A 17,322-nucleotide genomic window follows, 5' to 3' on the forward strand; every position below is an offset into this window, starting at 1 on the left:
GCAGGTGCTCAAGGGTTTATCCAAAAACCGTATAAGTTTAATGAATTATCGGAAAAATTGAAGGAAGTATTGGAGGGGAGATGAGCACATTAAACAGCTTTATCATAATTCCGGCGAAAAGCATCCACCTCAGACTACGGTTGTCCAGTACTATTTCGGCAGCAGTCTGTCCGGTCACGGCAAATAACATCGGAAGCAGTTGTAAAGAAATTCTTTACAACTGAATTTTTATCTAATTCCTTTTCTTTCAATCTGTTAGAGATATATTGACCGATATTTTACTTAGGTGTCAAAAAGAGTACCAGTTGAGCGAATTGATTCTGATTCATCCATACTATGTCATTTTTGGCATACAGGGAGACAGAACTCGTATCCTCATAATGCAATGCCACGGGCTGTCGGCTGATCATGAAATTATTTCTCGTAAGGCGGGAGCAAGGCCTAAAGCAGTTATTGCTATGAATAAACAAGGACGCATAAGGTCCGGACAGGTGTTGGTACCAAAGGGATATGATTACTGGATTTTAATATGGCCGGTGCCTATGGGTACGAGCAAGTGTTTGGAATAATGCGATCTTTGAAAGATCTTGGAATGTCTGACATTGAACAGCAACATAGACGCATTATTTTTAATGTTATTGCCCGGAATCAGGACGATCATACCAAAAACATTTCTTTTCTTATGGCATCGGATGGACGTTGGAAACTTTCTCCGGCCTATGATGTTACTTACTCATATAATCATGACGGGTTATGGACAAACCAGCATCAGATGACTTTAAACGGTAAACGGGATAATTTTACTGCCCATGACCTGATACAGCTTGCAGAGGTCGCAGGAATCACTGACTCGCAAAAAATTATTCATGAAGTCTTGGGCGCAGTTGAAAGGTGGCTGGAATTCGCCAGGGAAACTGGAGTTCAAAAAAATCAGATTAACGCCATTGCATCAGTACACAGAGGCGAAAGCATTAATAATTCTCTTGAATAAAAAATCGATATATCGCAAAATATTATGATGAAAATTAAAAAAAATATAACATTGATAGGAATGCCTGCGGTTGGCAAAAGTACGGTTGGAAATTTTTTAGCCAAAAAAATCGGGTTTGATTTTCTTGACACAGATAATTTAATTCAATCAAAAGAACAAAAAACACTTTCCCGGATTATCTTAGAAAAAGGTCTTGACCGGTTTTTACAAATCGAAGAAAATCATATTGTCAGCATAGCGTGTTTAAACTCTGTGATTGCCACTGGCGGCAGCGTTGTGTACAGCCAAAAAGCCATGGGACATCTTTGTAAAATCAGTACCATTATCTATCTTTCCATTGATCTGGCTATGCTTTTAACAAGACTTTGTGATATTACATCCCGGGGAGTTGCCATCAGACCGGAAAAGAGCATTGAAGATCTTTACAAAGAAAGATCTCCCTTATATGATACATATTGTGATATAAAAATTGATTGCAGCTCAATGACAGCAGAACAAGTCGTTGAAAAAGCCTTGCAAAATTTATCTTGAGACAAAGGGGGTCCTGTTATGAGTGAAATGCTGTCAACCAGAGAAGTTGCAAAATTTTTAAACGTAAATGAAAAAATGGTTTATTCACTTATTGCGGAAAAAAATCTGCCGGCCTCCAAAGTTACAGGCAAATGGTTGTTCCCCATACACCTTGTTCGCCAGTGGATAGAAGTCGCCACACAGAATTACCCCCAACTGGCCAAACTTCCCCCTTACCACGGGCTTGTCCTCATTGCCGGCAGCAATGACTTATTGCTGGATAAGATTATTTCAACTTTTAACCTCAAGCACGAAAAACAGATGGCTATGTTCGGCATTGCAGGCTCCATGGGTGGATTAAAAGCCTTAAAGCAAAATCTCTGCCACATTGCCTCAAGCCATCTTCTTGCAGACAACGAAGAGTATAATTTCCCTTTCTTAAAAGATGAAATGAACCAGATGCCTGCAGTGGTAAATTTTTGTTTAAGAGAGCAGGGCATTATTGTCCAAAAAGGGAATCCAAAAAATATCCAATCGGCCAAAGACCTTGGAAACCCGAATATCAGAATCATCAACCGGCCGCTGGGTACAGGAACACGGCAACTTTTTGATAAAGAACTAAAAAAATCAGGAATAAAAGGCGAAACCATAGATGGATATGAAAATAGTTTATCCAGACACATGGATGTTGGTTTGCAAATCCTCACAAATAAAGTAGATGCAGGTCCCGGCATCAGACCGGTTGCCAGTATTTTAGGACTTGATTTTATTCCTATCTGCTGGGAGAAATTTGATTTGCTCATCACCAAAGAACGCTTTTTTGATCAGGGTATCCAGCTCTTTTTATCACTTTTAAAAGGTAAGGTCATTCAAGCTGCTGCCGAAGAATACGGTGGTTATGATTTATCCATGACCGGTAAAATGATTTACCCTGAATCTGAACCGGAATCTGAATAAATCTTTTTTACCCGGGCTGTCAAAGCAGATACAACCTCATAATTAATTGTATTTACCCTGTTTGCCAATTCATCTGCACCAAGGGTTTCATCCCCCTGGGAACCAATCAACACGACTTCACACCCGGGAGTTACATCAGGGATATTTCCCACATCAATCATGGTCTGGTCCATGCAGACCCGCCCGACAACGGATGCCCTGTGCCCTTTAACCAGCATAACGCAATTGGATGAGAACTGTCTTGAAAATCCATCCGCATATCCGATGGGCACCGAGGCAAGCCTTGTCTGTCTTTGGGTTTCATGGGTCATTCCATAACTGACATAAAATCCTTTGGGGACATCTCTGACAGCTGTCACAATGGATTTTAACGTCATGGCTGGAGTCAGTTTTATTTTTGTCTGATCCACCTCACAGGAAGGATAGAGTCCATAAATGGAAATACCGGCTCTCACCATATCAAAATGAGACCGGGGAAACTCAATAATACCAGCACTGTTTGCAGCATGGCAGGTCGAAAGTTCGAGTCCATTTTTTTTTAAATCTTCCAGTAAGGATGCAAACAACTCTATTTGTAAATCAGTATAGGTTCTATCCTTGCTGTCGGCTGCAGCAAAATGAGTATAGATACCTTTAAGAGCAATTCCCGGCAATTTTACAATTTCTTGAATTTTTTTTAACACTTGTTTTTTTGCCGGTTTAATGACCATGCCGACCCTGCCCATTCCCGTATCAACCTTTAAATGAACTTTTACAGGCTTGTTCAACAATTTTGCTTCGTTGGACAAGGCTTTGGCCATGTTTAGACCATACACGGTCGTAACCAGATCAAGGTCTTTTATTATGGCGGCCTGTGACGGATGGATATATCCGAAAACAAGTATTGGTGCATTTATCCCGGCATTCCGGAGCTCAACAGCTTCATTGAGCCTTGCTACCCCCAGCCAGTCCGCACCACTTTGAAGGGCCTTTTGGGCAACTCTTACCGCACCATGTCCATAACCATCCGCCTTGACCACTGCCATGAATTTGGAATTTTTGTCGGTCATTTGTTTTAGATTTTGAATGTTCTTTTGGATGGCATCAAGATTAATACAGGCTTTTACAAGGGGATATTCCATGTATACTTCCTTTCAACGGACAATAGATGTATCAACATATTTATCTATTATCTCTTTTAGTTCGAGCATCTCTTTATCTGAAAAAAAGTTATTATCCTCTTTTAAAAATTCCGGATCAAGTACTTCTACATTCCGCGAGCATTTCTGGAGGATATAATGGGATGCCCCCTTAATCATTTCACCGATCTCTTTCATGATTTTTTTACTGACAAATGGTCTACTGCAGGTGGTTCTGAATTCATAGGCCGGTGCTTTTTCCATCAAAAGGCGAATACTCTCATAAATTTTTTTGGTATCAAACTTGCCCGGCATCACAAGATGATAATTTTCAAGGCTGGTTTTTATATCCATGGAGATAAAATCAATCAGGTTTTCTTCAAAAAGGTTTGCCAGTACATGGGGACGTGTCCCGTTACTGTCCAGCTTTAATTTATATCCCATGTCCTTGATTTTCTTGCAAAATAATATCAGATCTTTTTGCAGTGTGGGTTCTCCTCCCGTAATCACAACGCCTTCAATAAATCCTTTTCTTTTTTCAAGAAATTCAAAGATCTTGTTTTCATCATATAGGTTGCCAGTCCTTTTTTTAGGACTGGCAACCAGATCAGGGTTATGGCAATAGGGGCAGATGAAATTGCAACCTTGTGTAAAAAGGATGCAGGCTATGGTTTCAGGAAAGTCAATGAGCGAATTCTTTTGAAAGCCACCGATATTCATTTTTAAGTTTTCTTTATCAGGCCACTTTAAATGTGTTAAATGTTTTACGCATGCAAAATTCTGTCTGCTTTCCCTCATTCCATTGTCCGACAGGTCTTAAATACCCGACCACTCTTGAGTAGACTTCAGTTTCTGCATCACAGGTCTCGCATCTTTCATGCTCGCCTGAAATATATCCATGGGACGGACAGACACTGAATGTCGGGGTCAATGTAAAATACGGCAGTCTAAACGAGTTAGACACCTTGTTTATTACATTTTTCACAACCTCTATGTCGGTCACTTCTTCCCCTAAAAAAAGATGCTGGACAGTTCCGCCGGTATATTTGACCTGCAATCTGTCCTGAAGTTCCAGGGCTTCAAAAATATCATCGGTATAGTTTACCGGCAAATGGGTGGAATTGGTATAAAATGGAGATTTACCCTGCTTATATTCTTCTTCATTGGCACAGATAATATCTTCAAACCTGGCCTTGTCCATACTGGCAAACCGATAGGTGGTGCCTTCAGCCGGGGTGGCTTCAAGGTTGAAGATCTCATCGGTTTCTTCCTGCAATTGTTCAATTTTGGTTCTGATATGGTCCATGACCTTTACGGCAAAATCCTGACCGTTTTGTGTGGCAATGTTTTCACCCATAAAGTTGAGACAGGCTTCATTCATGCCCAGGATGCCAATGGTTGAAAAATGGTTGCGCCAGTAGACACCCGTACCCTCTTTAATTTTTCTTAAATAAAATTTTGAATAGGGGTAAAGATCACCTTCTGTAAATTTTTCAAGAATTTTGCGTTTAATACTCAATGAGTCTGCTGAATACTTGATAAGCGTATCCAGCCTCTCAAAGAAATCGTCTTCATCTTTTGCCAGGTAACCGATTCTCGGCATGTTCATGGTGACAACCCCAATGGAGCCGGTCAATGGATTGGCACCAAACAGACCGCCGCCTCTTTTTCTCAGTTCCCTGTTGTCCAGCCTTAATCGGCAGCACATGGAACGGGCATCTTCAGGGTCCATATCTGAATTTACAAAATTTGAAAAATAGGGAATACCGTATTTTCCGGTCATTTTCCAGATATTTTCAAGATTTGGATTGGTCCAGTCAAAATCCTCGGTAATATTATAGGTCGGGATCGGGAAGGTAAAGACCCTGCCTTTTGCATCCCCTTCCATCATCACTTCTGCAAAGGCAGCATTCAGTATGTCCATTTCTTTCTGATACCCTGCATAGGTCGCCTCTCCATATTCTCCACCAATGACAACGGGAGAATCCTTTAAAGTGGACGGTACATTCAGGTCCATGGTGATATTTGTAAACGGTGTCTGGAAACCGACCCTTGTGGGAATATTGATGTTAAATACAAACTCCTGGAGCGCCTGTTTAACCTCTTTGTAGGACAAGTCATCTTCCCTGATAAACGGCGCTAAAAGTGTATCAAAATTGGACATGGCCTGGGCACCGGCAGCCTCGCCCTGCAATGTATAAAAAAAGTTAACAATCTGACCCAGCGCAGTTCTAAAATGTTTGGGCGGAGCAGATTCCACTTTTCCGGCCACTCCTTTAAACCCTTCAAGCAAAAGATCCTGTAAGTCCCATCCCACACAATATACGGATAAAAGGCTTAAATCGTGAATATGGAGATCTCCTCTGTAGTGTGCATCCCTGACGTCCGGCGGATAAATTTTGTTGAGCCAGTATTCTGCTGTAATATCTGAAGATATGTAATTGTTCAATCCCTGGAGAGAATAACTCATATTGCTGTTTTCTTTGACTTTCCAGTCCATCCTCCGAATATAGGATTCCATGAGTCCCACATTCTCTTTAATGGCAATCTTTCTGATCTGGTTATGCTGCTCCCGGTAGATAATGTATGCTTTGGCAGTTTTATAAAACGGAGAATCCAAAAGGACCCTTTCCACGATGTCCTGGATTTCTTCTACTTCAGGAACTGCACCAAGACGCAGGTCTCTTGCCAGTGTGATAACTTTCAACGTCATTTTTTTTGCTTCTCTTCCATTGAATTCACCGCTTGCCTCACCTGCTTTTTGAATGGCATGGGTAATTTTTGATGAATCAAACGCTGCCATTCTTCCATCCCGTTTTTTAATTTGCTCAAACATGTATCCACCTCTTGAAATCTCATTGAAATTAACATATCTTTTGTAAGCGTTTATAGTGGCTTTTAAAAAAAATGCCTGAAACGCTGAACAATAGATTTAATCAACATATTGTTGTTTGTCAAGAAAAAAAATCTATATGTTGTGATTTTAACAAAAATTTTATAGAAACGCAAATGCAATTAGATCAAAACCCATTTTTTAGAAAAGCCATAACGCCCTGGTACGATTCAAATTTTGCCTGCTGGACACTTATCATTATAATGTTCTTTGTCTTTGCCTTTGCTATTGCCGGTATTTTTGTTGGCTCCGGCAATCCGAATTTCCAGGAACACGTATGGTTTCCAGGCTTTCTGGCATTCTTGAGCTTATTTCTTGTGGTTAAAATAATTTTAAGACTTAAAAGACGTTCAAAAAACAATTAGTTGTTTTTTAACAAAATTTCGATAAGATGGTATAAAATCTTTGCAGTCACCCCCCAGACCTGAACATCTTCATAGGGGTATGTCAGGTGCATAACATTGGGTACTTGTCGATGAAACCCCTTGTTTTTATGCAGATTAATCAAATACTTTAAAGGAATCTGAAACACTCTGGATATTTCAGACCTATCATAGTTAATGGACTCTTTTTGATTCCAGATACCGACCCATGCTTCAATATCCTTGCTGTTAATGGTTTGAAAATGTCCAAGAGAACCGATGACCTCTACGTTTTTCCGGTTTATCCCCATTTCTTCAGTCAGTTCCCTTAACGCAGTATCCTTTGTTGAAAAATCCGTCTTGTCTTTATGCCCGCCTGGAAATGCCATCTGGTTTGCCCAGGGGTATCCTTTTACATCCGCTTTCTGGATAAACAGCAGCTCAACTTCCTTATTAAAAACAAACAGGGCAATCACACTGGTTGGCTGAAACAGATCATCCTCCGGAGGCCCGGGGTGTGATCCTTTCTGAACTGCAGATCGAATAATGGTGATACACTTGTTTTTATCCATGAAAGCCTTTACCTGAAATATTTAAATAAAACTCAAAAAAGATACAGGGAAAAATTGTCATTGTCAAACCCCTGAAATTTTAATAAACATCCTTATACCTTAATCATAATACCGGTTTTGTATAGGGAGAAAAGATCAGGCAAATGAAAGAAAAACTAATTGAACTGGAAAAGATTTATTCATCCTTTTCAGAAAAAGCAAAAGGGTACAAAGCTGGCCAGGCTTGCCAAAAAGGCTGTGCCTTTTGCTGTGCAAAGGCGGGAAGCATAGATATCACAACGCTTGAAGGCTTGCGGATAAGAAAGGCTTTAAATGTGCTTGCCAAAAAACAGCAAAAATCCTTTGCCAAAACACTTCACCAGGAGATGAAAAAAAGAGAAAAGGAAAAAATTGTTCCCTGTCCATTTTTAATGAAAAGTAAGGCCTGTATAATTTACAATGTCAGACCTTTTTCCTGTAGACGGATCTATTCCAACCATATCTGCACCAGTCAAAAGCCCCCTGAAGTCAATCGCCATGTTATGGATATTGCTGGAAAATCTATCAAGGCATTGCAGCAGCTTGACGATACAGGCTACTCAGGCCATCTCTCCTATATCCTTCACATGCTTGATACCCCCGCTTTTCTTGACACCTATCTGAATGGAGATTTCAAACCCCGGGAAATTATGGTTTTTGGAAAATCCCACAAGATTATCATCAATAAAATGATGCTTTAGGATCGGAAATTATATTAATTTCATTTCCGATCCTTAGCTATGATTTTGAACAAACCATTTAATCAGCTCACCGGCCAGGGTTTGCTTTCCCGGTATAATTGGGAGATTTTCTGCTTTAAACCAGCCGGCTTCAGCTATCTCTTGTGTATCTATTGTAATTTTCCCGCTTTCATACTCAGCCGTAAATCCGATCATAAGGCTGCCCGGAAAAGGCCAGGACTGGCTTTTAAAATATTGAATATTTTTTATATTAATCCCGGCTTCTTCAAAAATTTCACGTTTTACACATTCTTCCAATGCTTCCCCCGGTTCCACAAATCCGGCTAAAACACTGAACATTTTCTTATTGGGAAAATTAACACCCCTGCCAAGAAGAATCTGCTTATCCTTTACGACAGCCGTAATGATTGCCGGTGAAATCCGTGGATAGTTTATTAAATTACATTTGGGGCACATCCTTGCATGTTCATTTTTTTTCTCGTTGTTTCTACACCACATTTTCCACAAAACTTGAAATTTATATTCCAGTCATGAATTTGCCTGGCGTATCCTGCAATACTCCAGAAATCATTATCAATTTTACCATAGAGCGCTCGTAAATTGATAAATTTATACATATCCGTTACAGTCTCAGGAGGCATGTGAGCACAATAACAGGCAATACCTTTAAGCTTTCCCAAAAAACAGGTTTCATTCAATTGCATATGGGCAACTGATTTTTTGGTAATGCAGGGAATTGATACAAGATTTTCTGATTCTTCCTTAATAAGAATATTATTTTTTGAAAAAATGAGAAAATATGCTTTACCCGGAAAGGTATCCGGTTCTTTCGCGGTTTTAATAAAATCCATTATTCATCCTAATTATTTTAAAAAATCAATTCCGTTGTTTTTAACAATTGCGCTTAAAATAGTATAAAATTTTACAAACAGGCAAGCAGTACTTTAGTCCTTACTTGACCAAAGGCTGAAAACTCGATAATTTTTATCGCCAATTAAAATTTTTTGCCTTGACTTGTCAATTGATAGCCTTAAAACTGCGATTAATAAAGAAGTGAAGATAAATCTGAAAAATTACGTCTAACAAAAGGTAGAGATATGAAAAATAATTTAGCAAAGCGACTAATTTTTTTTGGAAATTTGATTGTGCTGCTTGGATTTCTATCTTTTGTATCTTTACTTCAAAAGATGGACTCATATGATCTTAACCAGGATGTTATAGACCTTAGCCTTTTGTATTCACTAAAAGAATTCGATGAGAAAGATTTAACTTATAAGTCAATTTATGAGAATACCGATTCTTTTATCCGAAAAAATCATGAAAGTCATTATCAATCCAAGCAAAATTTCAGGCAGGAAATATATGATTGGTTAAAAGAAAATGAAATGGATATGAGTGAAATTCGCTTGACCGGTAAAAGGGGTTCCTCAAGGAAAATTCGACCTTATGTCTTTTTTGAATATGATACTGATTATATTAAAAAAAATATGATCCAAAAAACCAGAAAAGAGTATGTTGTTACCCAAACGGTGGACAATTATTTAAAAAACCTAAAGATCTTGGCAAGTCCAGGAGAATTAGCTTTTATACATGGTAAAAAGGATGAACTACCCAACAAAAAATTTAAGATTGATAACTATCAATTTGAATTCAGAAATACATACCTCAATAAAAACACACTTGAAATTCGATATATTGTATGTCCACCAAACATACAATCGGGCTGTCCCGATAAATTGATTGAAATTCCAATAAAAACGAAAGTTATTAAAAGACCTTCAATCCTTCAAATCACCGATAAAAACCGTCCTCAGAATCAAGCTTTAGAAGCGTTATTTAAAAATAATAGAAAATTAAGACTCCATAATCAATATGGATATTTAAAATTAGATGAAGCGCGTCGCATAGCATCAGATGCTTTAGCTAACGCTTATAAAAGCATTGCGATTTTCGGTTTCGAGTTCTCGATACAAAAATTTCCATTCGCTTTATTATTTCTTTTTTTCATTTGCTCATTAGGTACCTTAATCACATTAATAAAAGCAAAGAGAAATTCGCTTCTAGTTATCAGTGAAGTAGATGATGATAACCCATTGGACATTCTAATTGATCACATTTTAGCAAGAATATTTATTTGGATTATTTTACCAGTAATTTCGTTGATAATATCTTTTCCAATTTCACCACTCCCTGTACTTCACATAATAATACTTATATTTGGAGCGATTGCTTTGATCATTTTAGGCACAATATCATCATTAATATCAAAGAAACTTTAAAAATTTAAATAATATCGTTTTGTATGGCCAACACCGCTGCCTGCGTTCTATCGTTTACACTTAATTTATTAAAAATATTGATCATATGGCTCTTAACGGTATGAGGGCTGATAAATAAAATACCGGATATTTCATTATTGGTATATCCTTCAGCGATTAGCTTAAGCACTTCAATTTCTCTATTTGTGAGACCGAAATTATTTTTTTCCGATTTCCGGGGAGAGTCGTTCTGCTCTTCATTTTGCTTATTAGTCTTAAGAGATGCTTCTAACATAAGGATTTGTTCCTGCTGTTCCTGGATTCGATTTTTCAACTTAGATGTATTAATCCGTAAAGAAACTGAATTTACAACGTTACCATTGTTGTCAAAAATAGGATAGACTGCATTTTCGTTAATAGGTGAAGCCAAGCTGGGGCATTTGTCTGCAGCCGACTTTCCTTTAATAATAGCGGCGGCAAATGCCATGCAAGTTAAATAACCGCATTTTTGACAATTTGTTTTTGGAAGAATTTTTAGTATATCTATTATCGGTATTTGTTTTATTTGATCGTAATTCGGCCTGATATTTTCTTTTTGATTATAAATATCGTTCAGAAAATCGATTAAACAGACAATAAAATCCTTTGCTGCCATTTTGCTCTCAAAGAAATGCGCGGCAGCTAAATTAGGATACAAAAAGCAGCGATACCCATGAAATAAGAAACTGACATGTTCTGGTTTTTCATAATACACGGCTTCATCTAATGCTGCATTGATATAAGGAAATAGATGACGCACATCCTGAACCAACTTGAATTAAGCGGACCAATTCTTTGATCTAGGATTTTCGATATCCGATAATGAGTGAAGATTCGTTGGTATGATACATTGAAATTCAGAATATTTCTTTATAAACATTGGGTACATTTACCTCATAGTTCTAATGGTTTCATTATACAGTAGAATAAAAAAATACAAGTACAAATAATTAAAACCCCCCAAATGGGTGATGAAAAATAATTTATAGACTGATAAATAAGGGTTAAAAAAAAGAAAAGGAGAAAAATATGACGGATGTATATGAAATGCTGGCAAAGCACCTTGACAAGCTTCCCGCTAGTTTTCCTGCCACAGATTCAGGGGTTGAGCTTAGGATATTAAAACGTTTGTTTACGCCAAAAGAAGCTGACGCAGCAATGGCCCTTACCATGTTTCCTGAGTCTGCGGATACCATTGCAAAGAAACTTGGCAAAAATGAATCAGATATTGAAAAGCTTTTTTACAGCATGTCCAAAAAGGGACTCATTGGCCGTTCAGGTAAAGAACAGAATAAATACATGGCAGCCAACTTTATTACCGGTATATGGGAATATAATGTCAACAACCTTGATGAAAAACTGATTCGCGATGTTAATGAATATATTCCGCAAATATGGGAAAAAAGCTGGGTAAAACAAAAAACCCAGCAACTGAGAGTAATTCCTATATCAAAAAGCATTCCCGTTGAAATGAACGTTATGCCCTATGAAGAGGCGGAAAGTATTATAAAAAAACAGTCAAAAATTGTGGTTGCGACTTGTATCTGCAGAAAAGAACAAAATATGGTCGGGCACGGATGTGACAGACCCCTGGAAACATGCCTGATGTTAGGGGCTGGTGCATTTTTTTATGAACAAAACGGTATTGGTCGCCCTATCTCACAGGAAGAAGCCCTGGAGATTCTGAACACAGGCATTGAAGCCGGTCTTGTGCTTCAGCCTTCAAATTCTCAAAAACCCTTTGTTATCTGCATGTGCTGCGGATGCTGCTGCCTGGTACTGAAAAACCTCAATAGATTGGATGAGCCTGCCAAAGTTGCGTGTACTAATTATTATGTCATAGTCAGCGAAGATGACTGCACAGGCTGTGGAAATTGTGAAGACATCTGCCAGATGGGCGCCATAACAGTGGAAGACGAATCAGCGGTTGTCAGCCTGGCAAGATGTATCGGATGCGGCCTTTGTGTTACAAGGTGCGAATTTAACGCAACAACTCTTGTGGAAAAAGAAGAATCTGAAAAATATACCATTCCTGCCAATACTATTGAAGAATTTATGAATATGGCCCGGGAAAGGGGTCTTATATAGCCTGCTACTGCTCCGGACGCTCGTTCCTCGCGCCGGAGAGTAGTGCGTTGAACAAAACCACTTCGCGGAGGCAGGCTACGGCATAGCCTAAGCATTTAATATCGAAAATAGGGAGATAATTTTAAGTCTATTCCTAATTGCGCAAAATCACGCAATGTTTTTTCTTGAGATATTGCGTGATTTTGCGTATTCTTTCTAGAAAGGAATTCAATATGTCGAATATCAAATTGTCATCACAACTTGAACGTTCACTATGGGGGCTGGAAGAACGGCTCATCAGAACCCATATCGAACTTGAAACTATCTCAGAGGAAGAGGACCGATATCTACACCGATTTGTGTTGATCAGTAATATTGGAGCATCTACAAGGATCGAAAATGCAGTTTTAACAGACCAGGAAATTGAATGGATTGATACGGTTCTTACGAAAGATGGTAAAACAACAGCCTTCTATCAGATGAAAGGCTTTATAGCGGACAAACTATCCAAAGATAAAGAACGGAGCATAGAGGAAGTGGCGGGTTGCAGGGAAGTGTTAAAAACCGTTTACCAGCAGGCTGATCAATTGTTCCCTTTAACGGAATCAACTATCCGGGGGCTACATCACGATTTGCTTCGTTACCATCCGGGATCTGCACACCATTCCGGAGGGTATAAAACAACCCAGAATAAAGTTGTATCTAAAAATTTAGCAACCAGAGAGGAACGGGTAGTATTAGATTCCGCACCACCCGGTATAATAACACAAACAGCTATGGTTGATTTGATCTCCTGGTATAATGAAATGACAGGTGGAAGTATCAAATCAAATTATCCTCTTCCAGTCCCTGTTTTATTTATCTTTCGATTTTTAGCCATTCATCCTTTTACGGATGGAAACGGTAGATTCGGCCGAGCACTTTTTATCTTAGCCTTACTCCAAAACGGTTATGACCATTGGAAAAGCCTTGTCCCGTTTATTGCCATTGATCGGCACATAGAGCAAAATCGACCGCTTTATTATTCAGTCCTGCATAAGTGTTCGGAGGGTAAGTTTCATCAAAATCCAGAGAAGTATGAAATTGAGCCTTTGATCTGGTTTTTTGTGAAAATAATCGATTCGGCATTGGATGATATTCCGGTTTACCGAAAACGGTTTGTAAATTCACAAAAACTTTCACAAACAGCTTTGACCGTTTTGAATTGTTTTAAAGAAAAACCGGAAAACCGGTTAAATGTCGGTTATATTATCAAAACAACCGGGATTCCTTCGAGAACGATTCAATATGCCCTGAAAACCCTTGTCGAAAAAGAATTTCTGCAACGATTAGGTCAGGGGAGGGGCACACGCTATCAGCTTGTTTTTTGATAATCAAATAAGCTTGCCAATATTGTTTAGTTGCTATACAATAAGGCCATGCTTAAAGTAGACAAAATCCAAAATTTCAAAGAAACATTCCTTCGACTTATCAATAAATTTAAAATATTAGAAAAAATACCAATCGACCATGGCACAGGACATCTTCTGTATGCTTCCGAAATTAACACGTTGGAAATTATTGGAAAATTACCAGGAATAAATATAACAGAACTATCAAAAAGAAAAGGTGTGACTAAAGGCGCAGTCTCCCAAATCGTTACAAAACTTGAAAAAAAACAACTTATTATAAAATTTAAAGACCCGGAAAATGAGAAGGTGGTACTCCTGAGACTGGGCAAAAAGGGGAAAATAGCCTTTAGAAATCATGAAAAATTTCACGAGAAATACGATTCAGCAATAATAGAGAAGCTAAATGAAATGAGCGTTGAGCAAATAGCTTTTTTGACAAATACTTTTGGGATTCTTGAAGAAACAATGGATCACTATCTGAATGATTTAAAATAATTTTTTTATCTTTATGGTTTAGCAGCTAAACAATTTACAGGGTGGACGTAATGATTAATGACTTACACAAAAACAAAGAAAAACAACAATGGCTCTCTTATGCCTGGCTATTCCTAGGAGCTATTTTAATGTATTTTTCAAATTGGACTTGGGTATTACCTGCTGCTACATGGATATTTTCAGTATTTTTGATCCGTTTTTCACGTACTCAGAAAGTTGGTTTCGGTTTGCTTATTCTCTGTTTGGTCAGCATTATTGTTGGTATCATTTCAATGTGGAGATTGCTGTCAATAGATGCAATACCACCTTCATTTCGAGTTGTTTCCGGTTTGGCCGTCGGCATAGTTTTCTTTATTCCCTTTTTGGCAGACCGTGTTATCGCACCCAAAATGTCAGGACTTATAGCAACATTGGTCTTTCCTTGTAGCTGGGTGGCCCTGGAGTATGTCAAGGCATTAGGTAACGGGAGCTGGGGCGCTCTTGCATATACGCAATATGGCAACTTACCGCTGATGCAGTTATCTTCAATTACAGGAATCTGGGGTCTGTCTTTTTTAATCACATGGTTTGCATCAATTGTAAATTTTGCATGGGAGCAACAATTTGCTTGGTGTAAGATTCGTAAAATTACCATTTTTTACGGCTTAATTCTTTTCTTTGTTTTTTTGTATGGGTATGGCTGTCTTGCTACCTCGGAAGAACCAACAGATAAAGTATGCATAGCAGCTGTGACAAATCCGCAAGATTTTGCTTCAAGGTTTTATGGGCCTGATTGGACAGACAGAACATTAGCTTATAAAAACATGCAGAAGGATCTTAATTACTTTTTTAAAGCAAGTTCAAAAGCCGCCCACGCAGGTGCCCAAATTGTGTTTTGGCAGGAATATGCTGTTTGTGTGATGGAGGAAAATGAAAAAGAATTTATTGCTCAAGCAAAAAAAATTGCCAAGGAAGAGCAAATTTATCTTGCTATGGCAATAGGGTTGTTCCCTTTAAATTTTCCTGAACAGCCATGGAAAAACAAACTCATATGGATCGATCGGAGCGGAAAAACAATCAATGAATATTTAAAATTAAAACCGGCACCGCCTTTGGAGCCAATTGTCCCAGGCGAAGGTGGAATTCCAATTATGGATACAGTATACTGCAAAATCGCATCTGCAATATGCACTGAACAGGATTATCCCAGCTTAATCCGGCAGGCAAGCACGGCAGATGCCCAAATTTTAGTAATTCCAGCACAGGCTTGGCGTGCGGTAGACCCGTTACATACACATATGGGAATTTACAGAGCAATTGAAAACGGACTCTCCTTGATTAAGGGTACTGGAGGAGGTTTGTCTATTGCAGTTGACCCTTATGGGCGAGTAATAAACTCATCTGATTATTCAAAATTTTCTGAAAATCAAATGATATCTTGCCTATCAACCAAGGGTATTGTAACTATTTACTCTCGAATTGGAGACGCCTTTGCATGGCTATGCATTTTAGGTTTTGTCACTATTAGCGCATGGGGCTACTTTATTAAACAAAGGCAATAGTAAAATAAAAACGAAAAAATATAACAAAAAAATCCACCCGATCTGCTCACACGCGCGATATCTGGATATTATGTTGGCAGAATTTTTTTATAGAGAATTATCCCAATTAATTATCGTTCTAAGATTAGAATCCGCTTCCATCTGGTATACCATCACCTGAATTCGGTGCAGGTCCGGGGGCAGTCTCATTGTTGCCATTGGGACCATTCTGGGTATCCATTCCGCTCCCGTCACTGATTCCGTCTCCTGAGTTTGGTGCGGGTCCATCGCCGGCGATACCGGGAATAGTGCCAAATCCCAAAACAAAGACTATTGTCAATAAAGCGATTACTTTTTTCATTTTGATCTCCTTTTCTTAGTTGTTATTACCATGGCTGTAGTTGCTGACCAGCCAATGCCCATAAAATCTTTGAATTTTAAAAATAAATTATTTTTCAGTCCCACCGCTGTTTCCTTTGCGTCTCTCTCATTTCTATATACGGCCGGGGGATGATTTGGTCACAAAAAAATAGAAAAAATATACTTGAAATTATTAGTGATAAAAAATATTAATAGAAATCAAATTGTACAATGGAAATAAACAAGGTATCCAGCAACAGAATTCTGTGGATGCTGCTGTAGATTCTGGTGTTCGGTTTATTGGAGGAAAATATATGGAAGGCGAAGAAACCATTTTTGAAAAAAATTATGAAAAATATCTTGTGCAACTCAAAAAAATATCTTTTAAATCCATAGCTTCAACTATCGGCGGGAAGGTAGAAGACAATGCAATTGAAATACCTTTATTAGGGAAAAACTACTCTATTTCTTTTAGTGGAATTACTGATCCGTCAGGTAATAAGCCAGCTTATGATATTTGTGTTGTTCTAAGCAAGTATCTCTTGCTATGCCCGGATACAACTCCAAAAGAAGATGAATGGATATCTTTCAGAGATTTTAAAAATTCAGGTCCCTTAACAAATTATTTTAATAATGATGTTGAGCGTTCCATAGCCTCATATTTTAAAAGAAACCTTGATGGCTTAAAAAAATCGGGCAGATCAATATCGGGCTATCACCCAAACCTTGATGTTAATTATGATTTTGCCATGCAGTTCGATACACTTCCGAGGATTCCTGTTATTTTGCTATTTAACGATGCGGATGAAGAATTTTCAGCAAAATGTTTTGTGTTGTTTGAACGTCGAGCTGAAAAATATTTGGATGCGGAATGCATTGCCATGCTTGGATGGCAACTTTTTAATCATCTAAGGAAAGCTGACAAAATGCGGTGATAACACTCTAAAAAACAATACGATTTCATGAAGATGAACGGGCTCGGTTTGAATAAGAATAAATTAAAAATGCTTATTAAGGGATATTCGGTCGTGGTGGAGATTATAAGCATAGAAGCTCTCTTTTTTAAAAAC

Annotated in this window: 19 protein-coding genes; 11 read left to right on the plus strand and 8 right to left on the minus strand. The window is 38.3% G+C overall.

From position 1 onward, the window contains the following. Positions 1-529: 529 nt before the first annotated feature. From K8S13_RS15565 to K8S13_RS15575, 3 genes are read left to right on the plus strand one after another with little or no spacing between them, the layout of a single operon-like run. The gene (locus tag K8S13_RS15565; protein WP_291463870.1) at positions 530-991 is read left to right on the plus strand and encodes a HipA domain-containing protein; all 462 of its coding nucleotides are present in this window, start codon (positions 530-532) and stop codon (positions 989-991) included. A gap of 24 nt (positions 992-1,015) precedes the next feature. Beyond that, the gene (locus K8S13_RS15570) at positions 1,016-1,522 is read left to right on the plus strand and encodes a shikimate kinase (protein ID WP_291463871.1); all 507 of its coding nucleotides are present in this window, start codon (positions 1,016-1,018) and stop codon (positions 1,520-1,522) included. A gap of 18 nt (positions 1,523-1,540) precedes the next feature. Further along, positions 1,541-2,458 carry a helix-turn-helix transcriptional regulator gene (locus K8S13_RS15575; protein ID WP_291463874.1) on the plus strand — a complete coding sequence of 306 codons (918 nt, stop codon included), beginning with the start codon at positions 1,541-1,543 and terminating at the stop codon, positions 2,456-2,458. On the opposite strand, the gene alr is transcribed toward K8S13_RS15575, so the two are convergent. Genes alr through K8S13_RS15590 form a run of 3 tightly spaced genes read right to left on the minus strand, consistent with a single transcriptional unit; the run spans position 2,428 to position 6,412 of the window. Then, positions 2,428-3,579, minus strand: a complete 1,152-nt coding sequence (gene alr / locus K8S13_RS15580; protein WP_291463876.1) for an alanine racemase — start codon at positions 3,577-3,579, stop codon at positions 2,428-2,430. The two genes, K8S13_RS15575 and alr, sit on opposite strands and share 31 nt — an antisense overlap. Positions 3,580-3,591: 12 nt before the next feature. Beyond that, complete coding sequence (locus K8S13_RS15585; RefSeq protein WP_291463878.1) at positions 3,592-4,296, minus strand: anaerobic ribonucleoside-triphosphate reductase activating protein; 705 nt, start codon at positions 4,294-4,296, stop codon at positions 3,592-3,594. A gap of 16 nt (positions 4,297-4,312) precedes the next feature. Beyond that, the gene (locus K8S13_RS15590; protein WP_291463879.1) at positions 4,313-6,412 is read right to left on the minus strand and encodes a ribonucleoside triphosphate reductase; all 2,100 of its coding nucleotides are present in this window, start codon (positions 6,410-6,412) and stop codon (positions 4,313-4,315) included. A 173-nt stretch (positions 6,413-6,585) separates the two neighbouring features. On the opposite strand from K8S13_RS15590, the gene K8S13_RS15595 reads away from it, so the two are divergent. Then, entirely contained in the window at positions 6,586-6,834 is a 249-nt protein-coding gene (locus K8S13_RS15595) for a hypothetical protein (protein WP_291463880.1), read from the plus strand. Here the strand turns inward: K8S13_RS15595 and K8S13_RS15600 are convergent. Continuing rightward, complete coding sequence (locus K8S13_RS15600) at positions 6,831-7,403, minus strand: CoA pyrophosphatase (protein WP_291463881.1); 573 nt, start codon at positions 7,401-7,403, stop codon at positions 6,831-6,833. The two genes, K8S13_RS15595 and K8S13_RS15600, sit on opposite strands and share 4 nt — an antisense overlap. A 143-nt stretch (positions 7,404-7,546) precedes the next feature. On the opposite strand from K8S13_RS15600, the gene K8S13_RS15605 reads away from it, so the two are divergent. After that, positions 7,547-8,122 carry a YkgJ family cysteine cluster protein gene (locus K8S13_RS15605; RefSeq protein WP_291463883.1) on the plus strand — a complete coding sequence of 192 codons (576 nt, stop codon included), beginning with the start codon at positions 7,547-7,549 and terminating at the stop codon, positions 8,120-8,122. 33 nt (positions 8,123-8,155) lie between these two features. Here the strand turns inward: K8S13_RS15605 and nudC are convergent, their stop codons facing one another. Both nudC and K8S13_RS15615 read right to left on the minus strand, forming a co-directional pair. After that, positions 8,156-8,578, minus strand: a complete 423-nt coding sequence (nudC, locus tag K8S13_RS15610) for an NAD(+) diphosphatase (RefSeq protein WP_291463885.1) — start codon at positions 8,576-8,578, stop codon at positions 8,156-8,158. Next, entirely contained in the window at positions 8,557-8,973 is a 417-nt protein-coding gene (locus K8S13_RS15615) for an NUDIX-like domain-containing protein (RefSeq protein WP_291463887.1), read from the minus strand. Before K8S13_RS15615 ends, nudC begins: the two co-directional genes overlap by 22 nt. Positions 8,974-9,219: 246 nt before the next feature. Between K8S13_RS15615 and K8S13_RS15620 the strand changes: the two genes are divergently transcribed. After that, complete coding sequence (locus tag K8S13_RS15620; RefSeq protein ID WP_291463888.1) at positions 9,220-10,401, plus strand: hypothetical protein; 1,182 nt, start codon at positions 9,220-9,222, stop codon at positions 10,399-10,401. 4 nt (positions 10,402-10,405) lie between these two features. Here the strand turns inward: K8S13_RS15620 and K8S13_RS15625 are convergent, their stop codons facing one another. Beyond that, positions 10,406-11,179: a LuxR C-terminal-related transcriptional regulator gene (locus K8S13_RS15625; RefSeq protein ID WP_291463889.1), complete on the minus strand. Its 774-nt coding sequence runs from the start codon at positions 11,177-11,179 to the stop codon at positions 10,406-10,408. A 269-nt stretch (positions 11,180-11,448) separates the two neighbouring features. Between K8S13_RS15625 and K8S13_RS15630 the strand changes: the two genes are divergently transcribed. The 4 genes from K8S13_RS15630 to K8S13_RS15645 all read left to right on the plus strand — a co-directional run bounded on the left by K8S13_RS15630 (position 11,449) and on the right by K8S13_RS15645 (position 15,913). Beyond that, complete coding sequence (locus K8S13_RS15630) at positions 11,449-12,507, plus strand: 4Fe-4S dicluster domain-containing protein (protein ID WP_291463891.1); 1,059 nt, start codon at positions 11,449-11,451, stop codon at positions 12,505-12,507. A gap of 212 nt (positions 12,508-12,719) precedes the next feature. Further along, the gene (locus K8S13_RS15635; RefSeq protein WP_291463892.1) at positions 12,720-13,856 is read left to right on the plus strand and encodes a Fic family protein; all 1,137 of its coding nucleotides are present in this window, start codon (positions 12,720-12,722) and stop codon (positions 13,854-13,856) included. Positions 13,857-13,904: 48 nt separating this feature from the next. Beyond that, positions 13,905-14,372, plus strand: a complete 468-nt coding sequence (locus K8S13_RS15640) for a MarR family transcriptional regulator (RefSeq protein WP_291463893.1) — start codon at positions 13,905-13,907, stop codon at positions 14,370-14,372. 50 nt (positions 14,373-14,422) lie between these two features. Next, positions 14,423-15,913, plus strand: coding sequence for a nitrilase-related carbon-nitrogen hydrolase (locus K8S13_RS15645; protein WP_291463895.1), 1,491 nt, complete (start codon positions 14,423-14,425; stop codon positions 15,911-15,913). A gap of 124 nt (positions 15,914-16,037) precedes the next feature. Here the strand turns inward: K8S13_RS15645 and K8S13_RS15650 are convergent, their stop codons facing one another. After that, positions 16,038-16,253, minus strand: coding sequence for a hypothetical protein (locus K8S13_RS15650; RefSeq protein WP_291463897.1), 216 nt, complete (start codon positions 16,251-16,253; stop codon positions 16,038-16,040). 313 nt (positions 16,254-16,566) lie between these two features. Here K8S13_RS15650 and K8S13_RS15655 point away from each other — a divergent pair, with 313 nt between their 5' ends. After that, entirely contained in the window at positions 16,567-17,187 is a 621-nt protein-coding gene (locus K8S13_RS15655; RefSeq protein WP_291463899.1) for a DUF3786 domain-containing protein, read from the plus strand. The last annotated feature ends 135 nt before the right edge of the window (positions 17,188-17,322 follow it).

The organism is Desulfobacula sp. (genome assembly GCF_021107415.1).